At 69.9% G+C, this 16,735-nt stretch carries 17 protein-coding genes and 1 pseudogene; 10 read left to right on the forward strand and 8 right to left on the reverse strand.

Translation table 11 applies throughout. The features are described from left to right. Positions 1-12: 12 nt before the first annotated feature. From rsmD to H5U26_RS07020, 3 genes are read right to left on the reverse strand one after another with little or no spacing between them, the layout of a single operon-like run. Positions 13-582: a 16S rRNA (guanine(966)-N(2))-methyltransferase RsmD gene (gene rsmD, locus H5U26_RS07010; RefSeq protein ID WP_290618044.1), complete on the reverse strand. Its 570-nt coding sequence runs from the start codon at positions 580-582 to the stop codon at positions 13-15. Continuing rightward, positions 579-1,976 carry a pitrilysin family protein gene (locus H5U26_RS07015; RefSeq protein WP_290618046.1) on the reverse strand — a complete coding sequence of 466 codons (1,398 nt, stop codon included), beginning with the start codon at positions 1,974-1,976 and terminating at the stop codon, positions 579-581. Before H5U26_RS07015 ends, rsmD begins: the two co-directional genes overlap by 4 nt. After that, positions 1,960-3,240 (reverse strand): pitrilysin family protein, encoded by a 1,281-nt coding sequence (locus tag H5U26_RS07020; RefSeq protein ID WP_366055910.1) that lies wholly within the window; start codon positions 3,238-3,240, stop codon positions 1,960-1,962. The genes H5U26_RS07015 and H5U26_RS07020 overlap by 17 nt, the downstream gene beginning before the upstream one ends. Before the next feature lie 247 nt (positions 3,241-3,487). Here H5U26_RS07020 and ftsY point away from each other — a divergent pair. The 3 genes and pseudogenes from ftsY to ftsX form a co-directional block, all read left to right on the forward strand. After that, positions 3,488-4,426: pseudogene (gene ftsY, locus H5U26_RS07025) on the forward strand (signal recognition particle-docking protein FtsY); the annotation flags it as partial. Then, positions 4,423-5,082 (forward strand): cell division ATP-binding protein FtsE, encoded by a 660-nt coding sequence (gene ftsE / locus H5U26_RS07030; protein ID WP_290618052.1) that lies wholly within the window; start codon positions 4,423-4,425, stop codon positions 5,080-5,082. The pseudogene ftsY and the gene ftsE, both read left to right, overlap by 4 nt. 8 nt (positions 5,083-5,090) lie before the next feature. Further along, positions 5,091-6,005, forward strand: coding sequence for a permease-like cell division protein FtsX (gene ftsX / locus H5U26_RS07035; RefSeq protein ID WP_290618054.1), 915 nt, complete (start codon positions 5,091-5,093; stop codon positions 6,003-6,005). 63 nt (positions 6,006-6,068) lie between these two features. Here the strand turns inward: ftsX and H5U26_RS07040 are convergent, their stop codons facing one another. Beyond that, positions 6,069-6,866, reverse strand: coding sequence for a ZIP family metal transporter (locus H5U26_RS07040; protein ID WP_290618056.1), 798 nt, complete (start codon positions 6,864-6,866; stop codon positions 6,069-6,071). 164 nt (positions 6,867-7,030) lie between these two features. Between H5U26_RS07040 and H5U26_RS07045 the strand changes: the two genes are divergently transcribed. The 5 genes from H5U26_RS07045 to H5U26_RS07065 all read left to right on the forward strand — a co-directional run bounded on the left by H5U26_RS07045 (position 7,031) and on the right by H5U26_RS07065 (position 10,778). Next, a complete protein-coding gene (locus tag H5U26_RS07045) occupies positions 7,031-8,404 on the forward strand; it encodes a Rieske 2Fe-2S domain-containing protein (protein ID WP_290618058.1) in 1,374 nt (457 codons plus the stop codon). 15 nt (positions 8,405-8,419) lie between these two features. Next, positions 8,420-8,764, forward strand: coding sequence for a histidine triad nucleotide-binding protein (locus tag H5U26_RS07050; protein WP_290618060.1), 345 nt, complete (start codon positions 8,420-8,422; stop codon positions 8,762-8,764). Positions 8,765-8,791: 27 nt separating this feature from the next. Continuing rightward, a complete protein-coding gene (locus H5U26_RS07055; protein ID WP_290618062.1) occupies positions 8,792-9,199 on the forward strand; it encodes a VanZ family protein in 408 nt (135 codons plus the stop codon). A gap of 45 nt (positions 9,200-9,244) precedes the next feature. Beyond that, the gene (locus tag H5U26_RS07060) at positions 9,245-9,724 is read left to right on the forward strand and encodes a GNAT family N-acetyltransferase (protein ID WP_290618064.1); all 480 of its coding nucleotides are present in this window, start codon (positions 9,245-9,247) and stop codon (positions 9,722-9,724) included. A 163-nt stretch (positions 9,725-9,887) separates the two neighbouring features. Further along, positions 9,888-10,778 (forward strand): alpha/beta hydrolase, encoded by an 891-nt coding sequence (locus H5U26_RS07065; RefSeq protein WP_290618066.1) that lies wholly within the window; start codon positions 9,888-9,890, stop codon positions 10,776-10,778. 16 nt (positions 10,779-10,794) lie between these two features. On the opposite strand, the gene H5U26_RS07070 is transcribed toward H5U26_RS07065, so the two are convergent. Continuing rightward, entirely contained in the window at positions 10,795-11,229 is a 435-nt protein-coding gene (locus H5U26_RS07070) for a BphX family protein (RefSeq protein ID WP_290618068.1), read from the reverse strand. A gap of 291 nt (positions 11,230-11,520) precedes the next feature. On the opposite strand from H5U26_RS07070, the gene htpG reads away from it, so the two are divergent. Then, positions 11,521-13,428, forward strand: a complete 1,908-nt coding sequence (gene htpG, locus H5U26_RS07075) for a molecular chaperone HtpG (protein ID WP_290618071.1) — start codon at positions 11,521-11,523, stop codon at positions 13,426-13,428. Positions 13,429-13,574: 146 nt separating this feature from the next. Continuing rightward, entirely contained in the window at positions 13,575-14,468 is an 894-nt protein-coding gene (locus tag H5U26_RS07080; protein WP_290618072.1) for an alpha/beta hydrolase, read from the forward strand. A 27-nt stretch (positions 14,469-14,495) separates the two neighbouring features. On the opposite strand, the gene H5U26_RS07085 is transcribed toward H5U26_RS07080, so the two are convergent. From H5U26_RS07085 to H5U26_RS07095, 3 genes are read right to left on the reverse strand one after another with little or no spacing between them, the layout of a single operon-like run. Then, positions 14,496-15,266, reverse strand: coding sequence for an SDR family oxidoreductase (locus H5U26_RS07085; protein ID WP_290618074.1), 771 nt, complete (start codon positions 15,264-15,266; stop codon positions 14,496-14,498). Beyond that, entirely contained in the window at positions 15,263-15,622 is a 360-nt protein-coding gene (gene folB / locus H5U26_RS07090; protein ID WP_290618076.1) for a dihydroneopterin aldolase, read from the reverse strand. The genes H5U26_RS07085 and folB overlap by 4 nt, the downstream gene beginning before the upstream one ends. A 20-nt stretch (positions 15,623-15,642) precedes the next feature. Further along, positions 15,643-16,614, reverse strand: coding sequence for an NAD(P)-dependent oxidoreductase (locus H5U26_RS07095; protein ID WP_290618078.1), 972 nt, complete (start codon positions 16,612-16,614; stop codon positions 15,643-15,645). Positions 16,615-16,735 lie beyond the last annotated feature (121 nt).

Raw genomic sequence — 16,735 nt, forward strand, 5'->3', positions numbered from 1 at the left:
GCTGGGGCTGCCTCAGGCGCTGCCCTCCCACGCCAGAAGATGATAGCCGACCTCCCCGGCGCGCTTGCTGCGCCAGGGTGTGAGGCCGGCCGGCAGGGTGGGCAGCCCGTCCCGGGCCGCATGTTCGATATAGACCCGCGCGGCGGGCGCCAGCTGGCCGCTGCCGGCCAGCGTCCCCAGCAGCGGCTCGAGGGCGCCCTCGGCGAACGGCGGGTCCAGAAATACCAGGTCGAAACGCCGCGCGCCGCTGCGCAGAAAGGCCTGCGCATCGACCCTGCGCACCTCGCCGCCGCGGGCGTCCAGCTGCGTCAGTGTGGCCTGCAGGTAGGCGGCGACCCGCGGATCGCGCTCCACCAGCACCACGCTGTCGGCGCCACGCGACAGCGCCTCGATACCCAGCGCCCCGCTGCCGGCGAACAGATCCAGACAGCGCGCACCGTCGATGCTGCCCTGCAGCCAGTTGAACAGCGTCTCGCGTACGCGGTCCGGCGTCGGGCGGATGCCGGTGTCGGGCGGAAAGCGCAGCCGCCGGCCGCGCCACTGGCCGCCGATGATGCGCACCTCGTTGCGCGGTGCGCTCACTGGCCGGTCGGGCCCGAGTCGCCGCCGACGCGGATCAGCACCAGCCTTTCAGGGTCGATACGCCGCTCGAAGGCGTCCCGCACCTGCTCCACGGTGACGGCGTTGACGCGTTCGACGTAGCGGTCCAGCCAGTCCAGTGGCAGGCCGTAGAAGCCCAGCATGGCCAGGTATTCGACGATTTCCTTGTTGCTGTCCAGGCGCAGTGGAAAGCCGCCAGACAGATTGCGCTGCGCGGCCTGCAACTCGGCCGCGGTCGGCCCCTGGGCGATGAACTCGTCGAGCGTCTGGCGCAGCAGGGCGGTTGCCTCGCCGGCCTGATCGCCGCGCGTCTGCAGGCCCATCAGGAACGGACCCGCCTGGCGCATCGGCATGAAGTAGCTGTAGGCGCTGTAGGCCAGGCCGCGCTGCTCGCGGATGACGTTGCTGACCCGCGACACCAGGCCCGAACCGCCCAGCACGTGGTTGCCAACCACCAGCGGGAAGTAGTCCGGATCGTCCCGCGTGAGCACCGGTGCGCCAAGCACGATGTGCGTCTGGGCCGCCGGGTGGCGGATGCGCTCGTTGACCGCCTGCGCCAGCGGCAGCACGGCGGACAGGGCCGGCGCCGGCTCGCCGGATGGCAGGCCGGCCAGCAGGCGCTCGGCCAGCGCCTGTGCCGCCGGCCGGTCCAGATCGCCGACCAGTGCCACCACCGCGTTGCGCGCCACGTAGTAGCGGCGGTGGAAGGCCTGCGCCGCGTCCCGCGTGAGCAGCGGCAGGGCTTCGGGTTCGCCGTCCGGCCAGCCGGCATAGGGGTGGGCGCGATAGGCGGCCTGATAGAAGGCCCGGCTGGCGATCTGCGCCGGCTGCTCGCGCTCCTGCGCCAGGGCGACTTCCAGCGTGCGCCGGCTGCGGGCGACCGCGTCTGGCGGAAACTCGGGGCTGGCCAGAATGCGGGCCAGCAGGTCGACGGCCGGGTCCAGCAGCGGCCGATCGCTCAGCGAGCGCAGCGACACGACGGCCATGTCGCGCTCGGCCTGCGCCCCGTACTGGGCGCCGAGGCGCTCGAAACCGCTGGCGATGGCCTGCGCGTCCAGGCCGGCGGCGCCGTCGAACAGCAGGCCGCTGGTGAAGCGGGCCAGGCCGGGCGTGGCCTCGTCACGCGCGGCGCCGGCGTCGAAGGCCACGCGCACATCCACCATCGGCAGGTCGGGCGTGCTGACCAGCAGCACCCGGGCGCCGTTGCCGGTGGTCCAGGTTTCGATGGCCGGAATGGCGCCGGCCTGCAGGCTCAGGAGGCTGCCGAGAAACGCCGCCGCCACTGTGAGCAGGGCCGTTGCGCGCGTCCGCTCGCATTGGCGCGGCCTGGCGCTGCCGCCCTGGCCTGCGCGGCCCACCTCAACCACCGATGTCATGACGACCTCCGGGAACCTTGTTCGTGCGCTTGGGCAGGGCGCCCGGCTGCGGGCGCAGCACGCCGACCGTGAGCTTGTCCTCGCCCAGATACCGCAGCGCCACCTGCTGCACCTGCTCGGGCGTGACGGCGCGGATGCGCGCCGCGTAATCCTCGCCGACCCGCCAGCCCAGACCAATGGTCTCCAGCAAGCCGATGCGCATGGCCTGGTAGAACACCGAATCGCGCTGGTAGACCTCGGCCGCTACCACCTGCGCCTTGACCCGCTCCAACTCGTCGGCCGACACGGGCTGTTGGGTCAGCGTGCGGATCTGCGCCCGCAGCGCCTGTTCCAGTTCCTCCACGCTGCGCCCCTGGGCTGGCGTGCCTTCCAGCAGGAACAGACCCGGCGCGCGCTGGAAGGACCGATAGCCGGCCCCGGCGCTGGCCGCGATTTCCTGCCCGCGCCGCACTTGACTGGCCAGACGCGCACTCTCGCCGCCGTCCAGCACGCCGGCCAGCACCTCCAGCGCATACGGCTCCCAGTCGGCGGCATCGGCGGTGGCCGCCGGCGCGTGGTAGCCCATGATGATGTAGGGCACCTCGGCCGGGGCCTTCAGTTCCAGGCGTCGCTCGCCGCGTTGCAGCGGCTCCAGCTGTCGCTTCGGGGGCGTCACCGTGCCGCCCGGCAGCCCGCCGAAATAGCGCCGGGCCAGTGAGAACACCCGCGCCGGCTCGACGTCGCCGACCACCACCAGCGTCGCGTTGCTGGGCTGGTACCAGCGCCGGTACCAGTCCTTCAGGTCCGCCACGGTCAGGGTGGCCAGGTCGTCTTCCCAGCCGATGACCGGGTTTCGATAGGGGTGGGCCAGGAAGGCAGTGGCGTTGAACTGCTCGTACAGCAGCGCCTGCGGCTGGTCGTCGGTGCGCAGGCGCCGCTCTTCCTTGACCACCTCGATTTCCTTGGCGAATTCGCCAGCGTCCAGGCGCAGGTTGCGCATGCGGTCCGCTTCCAGACGCAGGCTGACCTCCAGCCGGTCGGCCGCCAGGGTCTGGAAATAGGCCGTGTAGTCGCTGCCGGTGAAGGCGTTTTCCTCACCGCCGTTGTCGGCAATGATGCGCGAGAACTCGTTGGGCTTCAGGCGCGCCGTGCCCTTGAACATCATGTGTTCGAGCACGTGCGAGGCGCCGGTCAGGCCGCCCGGCTCGTAGCTGCTGCCGACCTTGTACCAGACCTGCGTGACGACCACCGGCGCGCGGTGGTCCTCGCGCACGATGACCTTCATGCCGTTGCCGAGAGTCTGTTCCTGGGTTGCCGAAGCGGCCGATACCGCGGCGGTGGTTGCTGGGGTAGCCGCGTACAGCGGCGCACCTGCCAGCAGCAGGGCGCTGAGAATGCGTTTCACCGGAAAGCTCCTGTCGATGGGGGCGCCACGGCCGGCCGCGGCGCCGGTGTTAGCATAACCGGGCCAGGCCGACGCGGCCTTTGACCACCGATTCGCCTGCACGGTTGCACCCCGCTCCATGACCGACTCATCCCGGCCGGGCCTGTTCGCCCGCCTGCGTCAGGGCCTCTCGCGCACCCGCGAACGCCTGGGCGGCGGCATTGCCGACCTGGTGCTCGGCCGGCGCAGCATCGACGCGCTCACGGTCGAGGAAATCGAAACCCTGCTGCTGGGCGCCGACGCCGGTGTCGAGGCCACCACCGCCCTGGTCGACGACCTGAACGCCCGCCTGGCGCGCCACGAACTGGCCGACGGCGAGGCGGTGCTCAAGGCGCTCAAGGAACGCATGCTCAAGCTGCTGGCCCCGTGCGAGGTGCCCGCACCGGTCTTCACTGCGCGCCCGCACGTCATCCTCATGGCCGGCGTGAACGGAGCCGGCAAGACCACCACCATCGGCAAACTGGCGCAGCGCCTGAAGGGCGAAGGCAAACAGGTGGTGCTGGCGGCCGGCGACACCTTCCGCGCCGCTGCCGTCGAGCAGCTGAAGGTCTGGGGTGAGCGCCTGGGCGTGCCGGTGATCGCCCAGCAGCCGGGCGCCGATCCGGCGGCGGTGATCTACGACGCCCTGCTGGCGGCGCGCAGCCGCGGCGCCGACGTGGTGATCGCCGACACCTCCGGGCGTCTGCACACGCAGGCCGGGCTGATGGACGAGCTGCGCAAGATCCGCCGCGTGATGGGCAAGTTCGATGCCACGGCGCCGCACGAAACGCTGCTGGTGCTCGATGCCGGCAACGGCCAGAACGCCCTGGTGCAGGCGCGTCAGTTCAACGAGGCCATCGGCGTCACGGGTCTGGTGCTGAGCAAGCTCGACGGCACCGCCAAGGGCGGGGTGGTGCTGGCCATCGCCAGCCAGCTCGGTCTGCCGATCAGGTACCTGGGCGTGGGCGAGGGCGCCGAGGACCTGCGCCCGTTCGTGGCCCGGGATTTCGTGGACGCGCTTTTGAGCCGGGACAGCACGCCCGAATGATCAATTTCGAGCACGTCAGCAAGCGCTACGCCAACGGCGGCGACGCGCTCAAGGACGTCAGCTTCAGACTGGAAGCGGGCGAGCTGGCCTTCGTCACCGGCCACTCCGGCGCCGGCAAGAGCACGCTGCTGAAGCTGATCGCCGGCATCGAGAAACCCAGCCGCGGCCAGGCGCTGGTCAACGGCCAGAACCTGGCGCGCCTGTCCCGCCGCCGCCTGCCGTATTACCGGCGCGGCATCGGCATCATCTTCCAGGACCACAAGCTGCTGCCGGAGCTGAGCGTGGCCGACAACGTCGCCCTGCCGCTGGTGGTGGCCGGCCACCACGGCCCGGAGGTCGGGCGCCGGGTGCGCGCGGCGCTCGACAAGGTCGGCTTGCTCGGCAAGGAACGCAGCTTCCCGCAGGCCCTGTCCGGCGGCGAGCAGCAGCGGGTCGGCATCGCCCGCGCGCTGGTGGCCAGGCCACCGCTGCTGCTGGCCGACGAGCCGACCGGCAACCTCGACCCGGAGTTGTCGCGCGAGGTGATGCGCCTGTTCCGGGACTTCAACCAGGTCGGCGTGGCGGTACTGATTGCCAGCCACGATCATGCCCTGATCGAGGAAATGGACGCCCGCACGCTGACCCTGCATGCCGGCAGCCTGGTCAGCGACGCGTAGATTCAGCCGTGCCGCGCTACCTCGAACGCCACCTGCAGGCGCTGGTCGGCAGCCTCGGTCAGCTGTACCGCCAGCGCATGAACACGCTGCTGACGGCGCTGGTGATCGGCGTCAGTCTGGCCCTGCCGGCGAGCCTGCTGCTGGGTCTGGCTACCCTGCGCCAGGCGACCGCCGCCTGGGACGGCGACGCACGCCTGACCGCCTATCTGAAGACCGACCTGCCGGATGCCGACGCCAGCGCCCTGGCCGGCAGCCTGCGCAAGGATCTGGCCGGGCAGGCCAATGTGACCCTGATCGATCGCGCCCAGGCGCTGGCCGAGTTCGAGCGCAGTTCGGGCCTGGGCGAGGCGCTGGCCCTGCTCGGCGAGAATCCACTGCCGGCCGCGCTGGTAGTGACGCCCGAAGCCCCCGCCGACGAGGCAACGCTGGCACGCCTCGCCGAGCGGCTGCACGCGCTGCCGCAGGTCGACGACGTGCAGTCCGACCTGGACTGGGTGCGGCGCCTGAACGCCCTGCTGGAACTGGGCAAACGCACGCTGTGGGCCTTCGCCGGGCTGCTGGGCGCCGGCGTGGTGCTGGTGACCGGCAACACTATTCGCCTGGCCATCTTCAACCGGCGGGCGGAAATCGAAATCACCAAGCTCATCGGCGGTACGGACGCCTTCATCCGCCGGCCGTTCCTGTACTGGGGCCTGCTGCAGGGCCTCATCGGCGGGTTGGTGGCGGTACTGTTGCTGATCGCGGTCAACGCCGGCCTGGCCGGGTCGGTGCGCACGCTGGCCGGCCTGTACGGTTCGACGCTGCGCCTGGCCACACCGGGGTTCTTCGGCAGCCTCGGCCTGCTGCTGCTCGGTGGCGGCCTGGGCCTGGTCGGCGCGGCGCTGGCCGTGGGGCGGCATCTGCGCGAGATCGAACCGACCTGAGGCGGGTTGATCCGCGCCGGTCCGCGGCGCACCGCCCACCGGGTGGCAGACCGCTCGCGCGGATCAGTGCAGCCAGTGCTCCAGCGCCAGGTGGCTGAGCACGATGGTGCCGATGCCGGCGCCGATCAGCAGCACCTGCGCCAGCGTGGCGGCCGGCTCGGGCCGGCGGTGCAGGTCCGGGATCAGGTCGGCGACGGCAATATAGATGAAGCTCGCCGCCGCCAGGGTCAGCACATAGGGCAACGCACCGTGCAGCGGCTCCAGGGCGAAATAGGCGACCACGCCGCCGATTAGCGTCGGCAGATTGGTCAGCAGGTTGTAGAGCATGGCCTTGCCGCGCGAGTAGCCGCTGTGCACCAGCACCGCCACGTCGCCGATTTCCTGCGGAATCTCGTGCGCCACGATGGCCAGCGCCGTCAGCACGCCGAGCCGCGCGTCGGTCAGGAAGGCCGCCGCGATCAGCACGCCGTCGATCAGGTTGTGCACGCTGTCGCCGACCAGCACCAGCGTGCCGGCAGCCCGCCAGGGCCGCGCCGTGGCCAGCGGCGCATGGCTGCCGTGGGCGGCGCACGCATCGGTGTGGCAATGGCGCCAGAGCACGAATTTTTCCAGCACGAAGAACAGCAGAATGCCGCCCAGCAGGACGCCGGTGACCTGCTGCGGGGTGGTGCCGGGATACTCGAAGGCCTCCGGCAACAGCCCCAGGAACGCCGCCGCCAGCATGGCGCCCACCGCGTAGCTGACCAGCGATGGCAGCAGGCGCTCACGCAGCCGATCCGGCACCAGCAGCAGGGCGCCGGCCGCGCCGGCACTGGCAGCGCCGCCCAGCAGCGTGAAAAGCACGATCCACAGCAGCGTCATGGGGCCGGTCCGGAACGAAAAAGTTCGCGATTCTAGCGCGTCGCCGGACCGTCTCCGGGCCGCCAGGCGCCCCGATCAGTGACGCTCGGACGCCCGTGGCACAATTCGACATCCCGCCGTGCCCGCGTGGCGACGACCGACGATTCCCTATCAGGAGGCCCCCCATGACGCCCAACGATCTGAACCGGCTGCTGATCGACCGCCCGCAGGACGGCCTGTTCGAGGTCAGCCGCAAGCTGTTCACGGATGAAGAACTGTTCGAGCTGGAGATGAAACACATCTTCGAGGGCACCTGGATCTACCTGTGCCACGAGAGCCAGCTGGCCAAGCCGCACGATCATTTCACCACCCACATCGGCCGCCAGCCGGTGATCGTCAGCCGCGACGGCGACGGCAAGCTGCACTGCTTCGTGAACGCCTGCGCGCACCGCGGCGCCACGCTGTGCCGCACCGCCAAGAGCAACAGCAAGTTCCTGACCTGCCCCTACCACGGCTGGGTATACGACTCGGCCGGTCGGAACATGGAAATCAAGGACCGCGCCACGGGCGCCTACCCGCCGGCCTTCGAGCGGCAGGACCACGACCTCAAGCACATCGCGCGCCTGGACAGCTACAAGGGCTTCGTGTTCGGCAGCCTGAACCCGGATGTGCCGCCGCTGCGCGAGCACCTGGCCGACGCGGCGCCCTTCGTGGACATGATCGACGCCATGTCGGCGCAGGGCGCCGAGGTCATCAAGGGCTGCTCCACCTACCGCTACCGCGGCAACTGGAAGATGCAGGCCGAAAACGGCATCGACGGTTACCACTTCACCACCATCCACGCCAACTACGTGGGCGTCATCGCGCGGCGCATGAAGGCCTCGGCCGCCGGCAAGGACGACAAGGTCAAGGTCGCCTACGACGAGTCCATGATGAAGGGTTTCAAGAGCGGCTGCTACGACCTGCAGCGCGGCCACGCGCTGATCTGGATCGACTTTCCGATGCCGCAGAACCGCCCGCTGTGGGAGCACAAGGACGAGGTCGAGCAGCGCGTCGGCGGCGCCATGGCCGAGTGGATGCTAAAGCGCCAGCGCAACCTGCTGATCTACCCCAACGTGCAGCTGATGGAGCAGGCCTCGTCGCAGATTCGCGTGTTCCGGCCGATTTCCCACGACCTCACCGAGGTCAAGATCTACTGCATCGCCGCCAAGGGCGAGTCGGCCAGCATGCGCGAGCGGCGCATCCGCCAGTACGAGGACTTCTTCAACGCCACCGGCATGGCCACGCCGGACGATCTGGCCATCTTCGAGGCCTGCCAGGAAGGCTACGAGGCGCGCCTGGTGGAATGGCAGCAGGGCTACGACCGTGGCATGACGCACATGGTCAACGGCCCGGACGCCTTCGCTAAGGAACTGGGCATCCACCCGAGCAGCAGCGGCCCGGACGCCACCGACGAGACGCTGTACCACGGCCAGTACCGCGAATGGCTGCGCCTGATGCAGGCCGGCCTGGGCGGCCAGCAGGGTGCCGAATCGGTCAAGCGCTCGGCCAGCGCCTGACCGCGAGGGCGGACCATGAGCGACTGCCTGTTCTGCAGGATGGTGTCCGGCGACATCAAGCCGGACCTGCTGCACGCCGACGAGCACCTGCTGGCGATTCGCGACATCAACCCGCAGGCGCCGTTTCACGCGCTGGTGATTCCGCGCGAGCACATCGCGACCCTGAACGAGCTTGAACCGCGCCACGCGGAAACCGTCGGGCGCATGTACCTGGCCGCGCGCGACCTGGCTGCGGCGCAGGGCTTCGCGGCCGACGGCTTTCGCACCGTGATGAACTGCAACCGCCTGGCCGGGCAGACGGTGTTCCACATCCACCTGCACGTGCTGGCCGGACGGGCCATGCATTGGCCGCCCGGCTGATGCGCCGGCCGGCCCAGGGTGTTAGCAGTGGATAGGTCGGTACTGCTGCGCCGCCTCGGGCCGCCGCTGGTGATGGCTGCCATCTTTTTCACCTCCAGCCTGTCGGGTGCGGCGCCGGATGGCTTGTTGTCGCGAGTTCCGAGCGCGCTGCACGACCCGCTGCACATCCCGGCCTATGCGCTGCTGGCGGCGACGCTGTGTCTGGCCCTGCCGCGCCAGCGTGGTTGGCGCACGGCGCTGCTGGTCGCAATGCTGACGCTGGGCTACGGCCTGTTCGACGAGTGGCACCAGAGTTTCGTGCCGGGTCGGCAGGTGTCGGTCGCCGATCTTGGGCGCGACGCCCTCGGTTGCGCGCTGGGGCTGTGGCTGACCCGGCGCCTGTGGAGCGTGCGTGCGACCGCCCCCGTGCCGCTGCGGGTACGAGGCGACTGCTAGACTCGAAGCGCCCAATCCCGGTCCAGATCACGCTACGCCCCAACCATGTCCGGAACCCGTTTAAGCCTGCTGCCCGCCCGTGCCACCGATGCGCCGGCGCTTGCCGAGCTGGTGCGTCTTGCAACGGCGGAAAGCCTGCACGCGCGCTGGGATGCTGCGCGCATCGCGCGGCGTGTCCGCAGTCCCAACAGCAGCGTGGTGCTTGCGGTGTCCGGCCGCTGCCTGGCCGGCGCGGCAGTGCTCGACCTGCTCAGCGAGCAGGCGCAGATTGCCCTGCTGGTGGTGCACCCGCACTACCGGCGCATCGGCATCGGCAGCGCGCTGCTCGGCTGGCTGGAAACGACAGCCAGCACCGCCGGCCTGTTCACGCTGCAACTGAAACTCGAGGCCAGCAACGGTGCCGGCCGCGCCTTCTGCTTTGCCCATCACTACCGCGAGCGCGGCCGCTTGCCGGCGTTTTACGTGGATGGCACCGCCGCGATTCGCCTGGTGCGCGATCTGCGGGTCAATTCAGAACCTGCGTAAGGGCGTCTGCGAGCGGTCGGAGCCGGCATTGATCGTCACGGCAGGCAACGGTTGCCGGCACTGCCGGCGTGGCCATGCGGTGCGCAGGTGGTCGGAATGGCGCGTGTCCGAAGCCGCGGCCAGCGCGGCACCGTTTGGGATGTGACGGTTGCACGACGGTCCCATGCTCCCGGTCGGCGCCCTGCGTATCGACTGGCTCGTGACCGACGATGGCGGTCGCCTGCGGCGGGGGATTTGGCGGCCCGAGACGCCACGCGGGCGCGTCGTGCTGCTGCAGGGCCTGTCGGAGTTTCTCGAGAAATACACCGAGGTGGCGGCCCGGCTGACCGGCAGGGGCTTCGAGGTATGGAGCTTCGACTGGCGCGGGCAGGGTCACTCGCCGGCCGGCGGCGGGGCGCCGCATGGCGTTTTCGATCGCCACCTGGCGGACCTGGAGGCCGTGTTCGCGGCCCTGCCGCCGGGCGATCCGCCCCTGCTGCTGGCCCATTCCATGGGCGCGCACCTGGCGCTGCGTCACCTGGCCCTGCGCCCGCAGGCGGTGGCACGGGCGGTGCTGTGCGCGCCGATGATCGGCATCCGCACCGGTCGTTGGTCGCAGCGCCTGGCGCGCCGGCTGGCGCGGCTGATGATCCGCCTCGGCCAGGGCCGGCGGCCACTGCCGGGGCGCCGCAACTACACCCCGCTCAGCATCCCCTTTGCCATCAATCCCTTGACTTCGGATCCGGACAGTTACGAACGTCTGCGCCAGCGCATCCGCAGTGACCCCGATCTGGCCTTCGGTCAGGTGGACTGGTACTGGCTGGCGGCGGCCTTCGATTCGCTGGACCGCCTGCACGCTCCCGGCGTGGCGCAGTCCATCACCACCCCGCTGACCGTGCTGCTGGCCGAACAGGACCTGGTGGTGGACAGCCAGGCCGCGGCGGCCTTCGCTGCCCGTCTGCCGCGGGCCGAAATTCAGTGGATCGCCGGCGCGCGCCACGAGTTGCTGCAGGAGGCCCCGGCGATCCAGGACCGGGTATGGGCGGCCCTGGAGCGCGCCTTCGGCAACTGGTGATAGTCGCCGGCAGCGCTTAGCCGGTGGCGCTGACGGTCTTCCCGCCGGCCGGGAACAGGGCCCGCCAGGCGACGATGGCCCAGGCGATCCACACCGCATGGATGACCAGCGTGAGGATGCCCATCCAGGCGACCTCGTGGCTCCAGATGATGCTGTAGATGTCCCACGCGCCATCGACGATCTCGGTGACGATGACCACCGGAATCACCGCCGCGTAGCGCAGCGGGTCGCGGGCGCCCCACAGCGCCACCAGGCCGATCGCGCCCAGCTGGATGCCGACGATGATCCAGGCGTCCTGCAACAGGCGAAATATCGGTTCGCCCGCGTGCAGGTCGATGCCCGGGTACATGGTGCCCAGGTAGCCGGCGGTGGCGAACGGCAGGGTACCCAGGAAGTTGAACACGGCGTAGAAGATGCCGATGCCGATCAGGAAGGCGCGGGCGGTTTTCATGGCACTGCTCCGTGTGACGTGACAGGTGACACCGCAGGCGGCGGCTGCCGGGGACGGTCATCCCGGGCCGCGCCAGTATGGCAAACCGGCCGGCGCCTGGCACGCCCGGCGCCGCTGCGCCCCGTGGCATTGTCCGGTGTGATGCAGCCCTTGCATCGTCCGCTGGTTGCCCCAATTAAGGGAACGCCGAAGTTTTGCCGTCGGAAAACCGTAGGAGCCCGGCTGCGCCGGGCGATCATCGCGCTCGCCGCGCACATGACCTGATCGTTGTCCCTTTCGCACGAGGCCGCCATGTCCCAAGCCGAAACCCTCAGCTTCGCCACCGAAACCCGTCAGCTGCTCAAGCTGATGATCCACAGCCTGTACAGCAACCGCGAGATTTTCCTGCGCGAGCTGGTCTCCAACGCCTCCGACGCGCTCGACAAGCTGCGCTTCGAGGGCTACAGCGACGCCGCGCTGATGGACGGCGGCGGCGAGCTGGGCATCGAAATCGAGTGCGATCCGCAGGCGCACACCGTCACCGTGCGCGACAACGGCATCGGCATGAGCCGTGAGGAAGTCATCGCCAACATCGGCACCATCGCCCATTCCGGCACTGCCGAGTTCCTGAAGACGCTGCAGGCCGGCCAGGCCCCCGGCCAGACGCAAGATGCGCGCCTGATCGGCCAGTTCGGCGTCGGCTTCTACTCGGCCTTCATCGTCGCCGACCGCGTCACGCTGACCACCCGCCGCGCCGGCCGGCCGGACGCGGAGGGCGTGCGCTGGCAGTCGGCCGGCGAGGGCGAGTACAGCATCGAGACCGTCAGTGCGCCGCGCGGGACCGAAATCGTGCTGCACCTGCGCGACGACGCGCACGAGTTCGCCGACGCCTGGCGCCTGAAATCCATCATCCGCACCTACTCCGACCACATCACCTTCCCGGTGCGCATGCCGGCCGCCAAGCCCGCCGCCGAAAAGGGCGAAGCCGAGGTGGCAGACGCCGCCACCGCGCCCGCCTGGGACACCGTCAACCAGGCCACCGCCCTGTGGGCGCGGCCGCGCACGGACGTCACGCAGGACGAATACGACGCCTTCTACAAGCAGCTCAGCTACGACATGCAGGCGCCGCTGGCGCAGCTGCACAGCCGCGTCGAGGGCAGCCACGAATACACCGCCCTGCTGTTCGTGCCGGCCGCCGAGCCGTTCGACCTGTGGGACCGCGACCGCCGCCACGGCGTGCGCCTGTATGTGAAGCGCGTGTTCATCATGGACGACGCGGCGCATCTGCTGCCGACCTATCTGCGCTTCGTGCGCGGCGTGATCGACGCCGACGACCTGCCGCTGAACGTGTCGCGCGAGATCCTGCAGGGCAGCAAGGTGGTGGACAGCATCCGCGCCGGCTGCACGCGGCGCATTCTGGGCCTGCTGGAGGACATGGCGCGCGAGGACACCGAAAAGTACGCCCGCTTCTGGGGCCTGTTCGGGCGGGTGCTCAAGGAAGGCGTGGTCGAGGATCACGCCAACCGCGACCGCATCGCCGGCCTGCTGCGTTTTGCCACCACGGCCGAATCGACGCCCACGGTGTCGCTGGCCGACTACGTGGCGCGCATGAAGGACGGCCAGAAGGCCATCTACTACATCACCGCAGACTCGGTGGCCGCGGCCGCTGCCTCGCCGCACCTGGAGGCCCTGCGCGCCCGTGGCGTGGAAGTGCTGCTGCTGGGCGACCGCATCGACGAGTGGCTGGTCGGCAGCCTGCCCGCCTTCGACGGCAAGCCGCTGCAATCGGCCGCGCAGGCGGATTTGAACCTGGACGAGCTCGGCCCGGCCGAAACCGAATTGCCGCCGGTGGCCGACGCCGACTGGCAGCCGACCCTCAGCGCCCTGCAGACGGCGCTCAAGGACACCGTCGAATCGGTACGCCTGTCGGATCGCCTGACCGAATCGCCGGTGTGCCTGGTGGCCGGCAAGGAAGGCCTGTCCGGCAACCTGGAGCGGCTTCTCAAGTCCGCCGGCCAGGCCGTGCCGGACAACAAGCGGGTGCTGGAGATCAACCCCCGCCACCCGCTGCTGGCGCGCGTCAAGGCCGGCGCCGACGCCGAGCACATCGACGACTGGGCGCGGCTGCTGTATGAACAGGCGCTGCTGGCCGAGGGCGGGCAGCTGGAGGCGCCGGCGCAGTTCGTGCAGCGGTTGAACCGGTTGTTGTTGGGTGGGTGAAGAGGCAAGAGACAAGAGACAAGAGGCAAGGGGATGGTTTTGACGATGTGTGGTGACGCGGGTTTTGGTGCCGGTCTGGAAAATGACAGGCCGCGCTTGCGCTTCCGGAGCCTTGGCCGGCGATTGATCGGGCCGGGTGCAAGGTCGTGAGCGGCGGGGAAACGAATCCGGGCCCGCCGGCCTGGGTCAGCGAGGCGTTGCAGGCGCCGGTCAGCGAGGCCGAAGTCCTGCACGACGGCGCGCTGTTGCGCTACCGGTCCTGGGGCACGCCCGGCCTGCCGGGACTGGTGCTGATCCACGGCGCCATGGCGCACGCCAACTGGTGGGATTTCATCGCGCCGCGCTTTGCCGAGCGTTTTCACGTGGTGGCGCCGCACCTGTCCGGCATGGGCGACAGCGAGCATCGGGAGGCGTATTCGACCGCGCTGTTCAGCGACGACGTGGTTGCCGTCATGGACCATGCCGGTCTGGGTGCCGATACGGTGGTCATCGGCCACAGCCTGGGCGGGGCGGTGGCGCTGACGCTGGGCGTGCGCCATGCGGGGCGCGTGCGCGGCATCGTGATGCTGGACTCGGCTGTGTTTCCGCCGGATGAGCCCTCGCCGTTCGACCCGACCAAGGCGCCGTATCGCCCAAAGACCGTCTGCGCCGACTATGAGACCGCTGTTCGCCGGTTTTTCCTGTTGCCGCAGCAGCCCTGTCAGCATCCCTACCTGCTGCAGCACATCGCCCACCATTCGGTGGCGCCGATGAAGGGCGGCTGGAGCTGGAAATTCGACGATGCGCTGTTCAAAAAGCTGCACCTGCACGAGCCGTGGCGCGAGCTGGAAGCCCTCGAAACGCCCCTGGCGGTCATCCATGGCGACCACAGCGCGGTCTTCACGCCGGCGGTCAAGGACTACATCGGGCGCCTGGCGCGCCAGCGCGGCTGGCCCATGTTCGCCATCCCGGGCGCGCACCACCACTTGATGCTCGACTCGCCGCGCGCGCTGTGCGGCGCCCTGCACGGGCTGCTGGCCGGCTGGCCCACGGCTGCGTGACGGCGCCGTTTCGGCCGGCCGTCGCGCTCAATCCAGCGTGTCGGCCAGACTCAGCCGATAGCCTCCGGCCACCTCGATATTGGCGCCGGTGATGTAGCCGCCGGCTGGCGACAGCAGAAACAGCAGTGCGCCGGCGATGTCGTCGACCTGCGCCGGGCGGCCCAGCGGCACGTGCTTTTCGATGTCCGCCGGCAGGTCGACCGAGTTGTCGATGTGGCCGGGCGAGACCATGTTCACGCGCACGCCCTGCGGCCCCAGCGCTTGCGCCAGGCTGCGCGTGAGCACCAGCAGTCCGGCCTTGGAAATCTGGTAGGCCATGGCGCGGGTGTTGGCCACCAGGTGCTCGACGCCGGCGTAGCCGAGGTTGATGACGTGGCCCATGCCGGAGGCCACCAGCGCCGGCAGGGCGGCGCGGATCAGCGCGTAGGGCGCGATGAGGTTGGTCTCCAGCGTGGCGCGAAACTGCTCCGGCGCCAGGCCGAGCGGGTCGCCGAGCGGGTAGTTGCCGACGTTGTTGACCAGCATGTCGAGGCGCCCGGCCTGCGTCAGGGCGGCTTCGATCAGCGCTTCGGCTTGCCCCGGCACCGCCAGATCGGCGCTGATCGCGAACCCCCGCCGGCCGAGCGCGGCGATTTCGGCCACCGCGCTTTCGGCGTCCTGCCGCGACCGGCCGTAATGCACCACCACGTCCGCACCGGCCCGCGCCAGGGCCAGGGCCAGGCCACGGCCGGTGCGCCGGGCAGCGCCGGTGACCAGCGCCACGCGGCCGCTGAGGTCGGCGGTCGGTGCCGCCGTCATCGGCGCCGTTCGAGGCTGACGCCGACGCTGCGCGCGGCCGGCAGGATGTCCGGCTTGCGCACGCGCACGCGCACCCGGCTCACCTGCGGGTAGCGTTCCAGCAGCAGCTGCGTGGCGTGGCTGACGTAGGCCTCCACCAGATAAAACCGGCCTTCCACGGCCAGCCGGGTGAGGTGTTCGGCCGCCACCGCGTAGTTGATGGTGTCGTTGATGCTGTCGCTGGCGGCAGCGGCGGCGAAATCGATATCCAGCTCCGCATCGATCAGGATGCGCTGGTCGTGCAGGCGCTCGGATTCGATGATGCCGATGACGCAGTGGACCGTCAGTTCGTCGATGTGGATGGTGCCGATGCTCATGGGTGAAAACTGCTCCGGAATCAGCTGACGACCGCGTAGCGGCCGGTCTTGACGAAGGCGATGTACTCGCGCAGGCCGCGCATCAGGTCGTACTCGGGCAGGTAGCCGAAGTCGGCCTGCGCGCGCGGGTCGGGCGCAATCGGACCGGCCCGGAATGGGCCGGCCTCGGTCGGTGCCTCGGGCACCTCGATGTCGGCGCCGGGTATCAGCGCCTTGATCGCCTGCACGACCTGGTACAGCGTGCTGGCGACCGGCGCGTTGATGTCGTAGACCACGTGCGGCAGGTCGGCGGCCAGGGTGGCAGTCATGCAGCCGCGACCGGCGTCGGCGCCGTACAGCATGGGGATGATGGGTGCCGAGTAGGCCAGCAGCGGATTGTCGTAGTGCACCGGCTCGCCGCGCAGCGGCTTCTCGATGAACGGCTGCAGGCCCTGGCCGACGGCGCCGGCAAAGGCGAAGCCCGGCCCGTACACCTGCCCGCCCAGGCGCAGGATGCGCACGTCCAGGTCGTACAGCTGGCGATAGTCGTTGGCCAGCAGCTCGGCGCCGACCTTGGCGCTGGCGTAGGGATCGGCGGGGATGTCGAACTTGCCGGTATTGAGCGTTCCGGAGAAGGCCGCGCCGGTCCACCCGGTCTTGCCGGTGGACACGTAGCTGACGCGCTTGATGCCCATGGCGCGGGCGCATTCGAGCACGTTCAGCGTGCCCATGATGGTCAGCTCGGCGTTGGCGTAGGGCCGCGCGTAGGCGCCGGGGGTGAGGAAGCTCGCCGTGTGCAGGATGCGCGTCACGTCCAGCTCGCGCACCGCCCGGTACAGGTCCGGCGCGTGCAGCACGTTGCCCTGCATCAGCGTGACCTTGTCGCGGATGTCGGCCAGCAGTTCGGTTTTCAAGACCATGTCGAAGGCCGCCACCGGCACGCCGCGAGCCGCCGCCTCGCGCACCGCAAACGAGCCCACCAGGCCACAGCCGCCGGTTACCAGAATTGTCACGGGTCTCTCCTCTTGTGTCGTGGCTTGAAAATGAATCCATGCGCATTCGGCCCGGGAGCGGGCCTCCCACACCGCCTCGAAGAGTGTGGGAGCGGCGCCGTCGCCGCGAACGGTGCGTTTC

Source organism: Immundisolibacter sp. (genome assembly GCF_014359565.1).
Classification (GTDB): Bacteria; Pseudomonadota; Gammaproteobacteria; order Immundisolibacterales; family Immundisolibacteraceae; genus Immundisolibacter.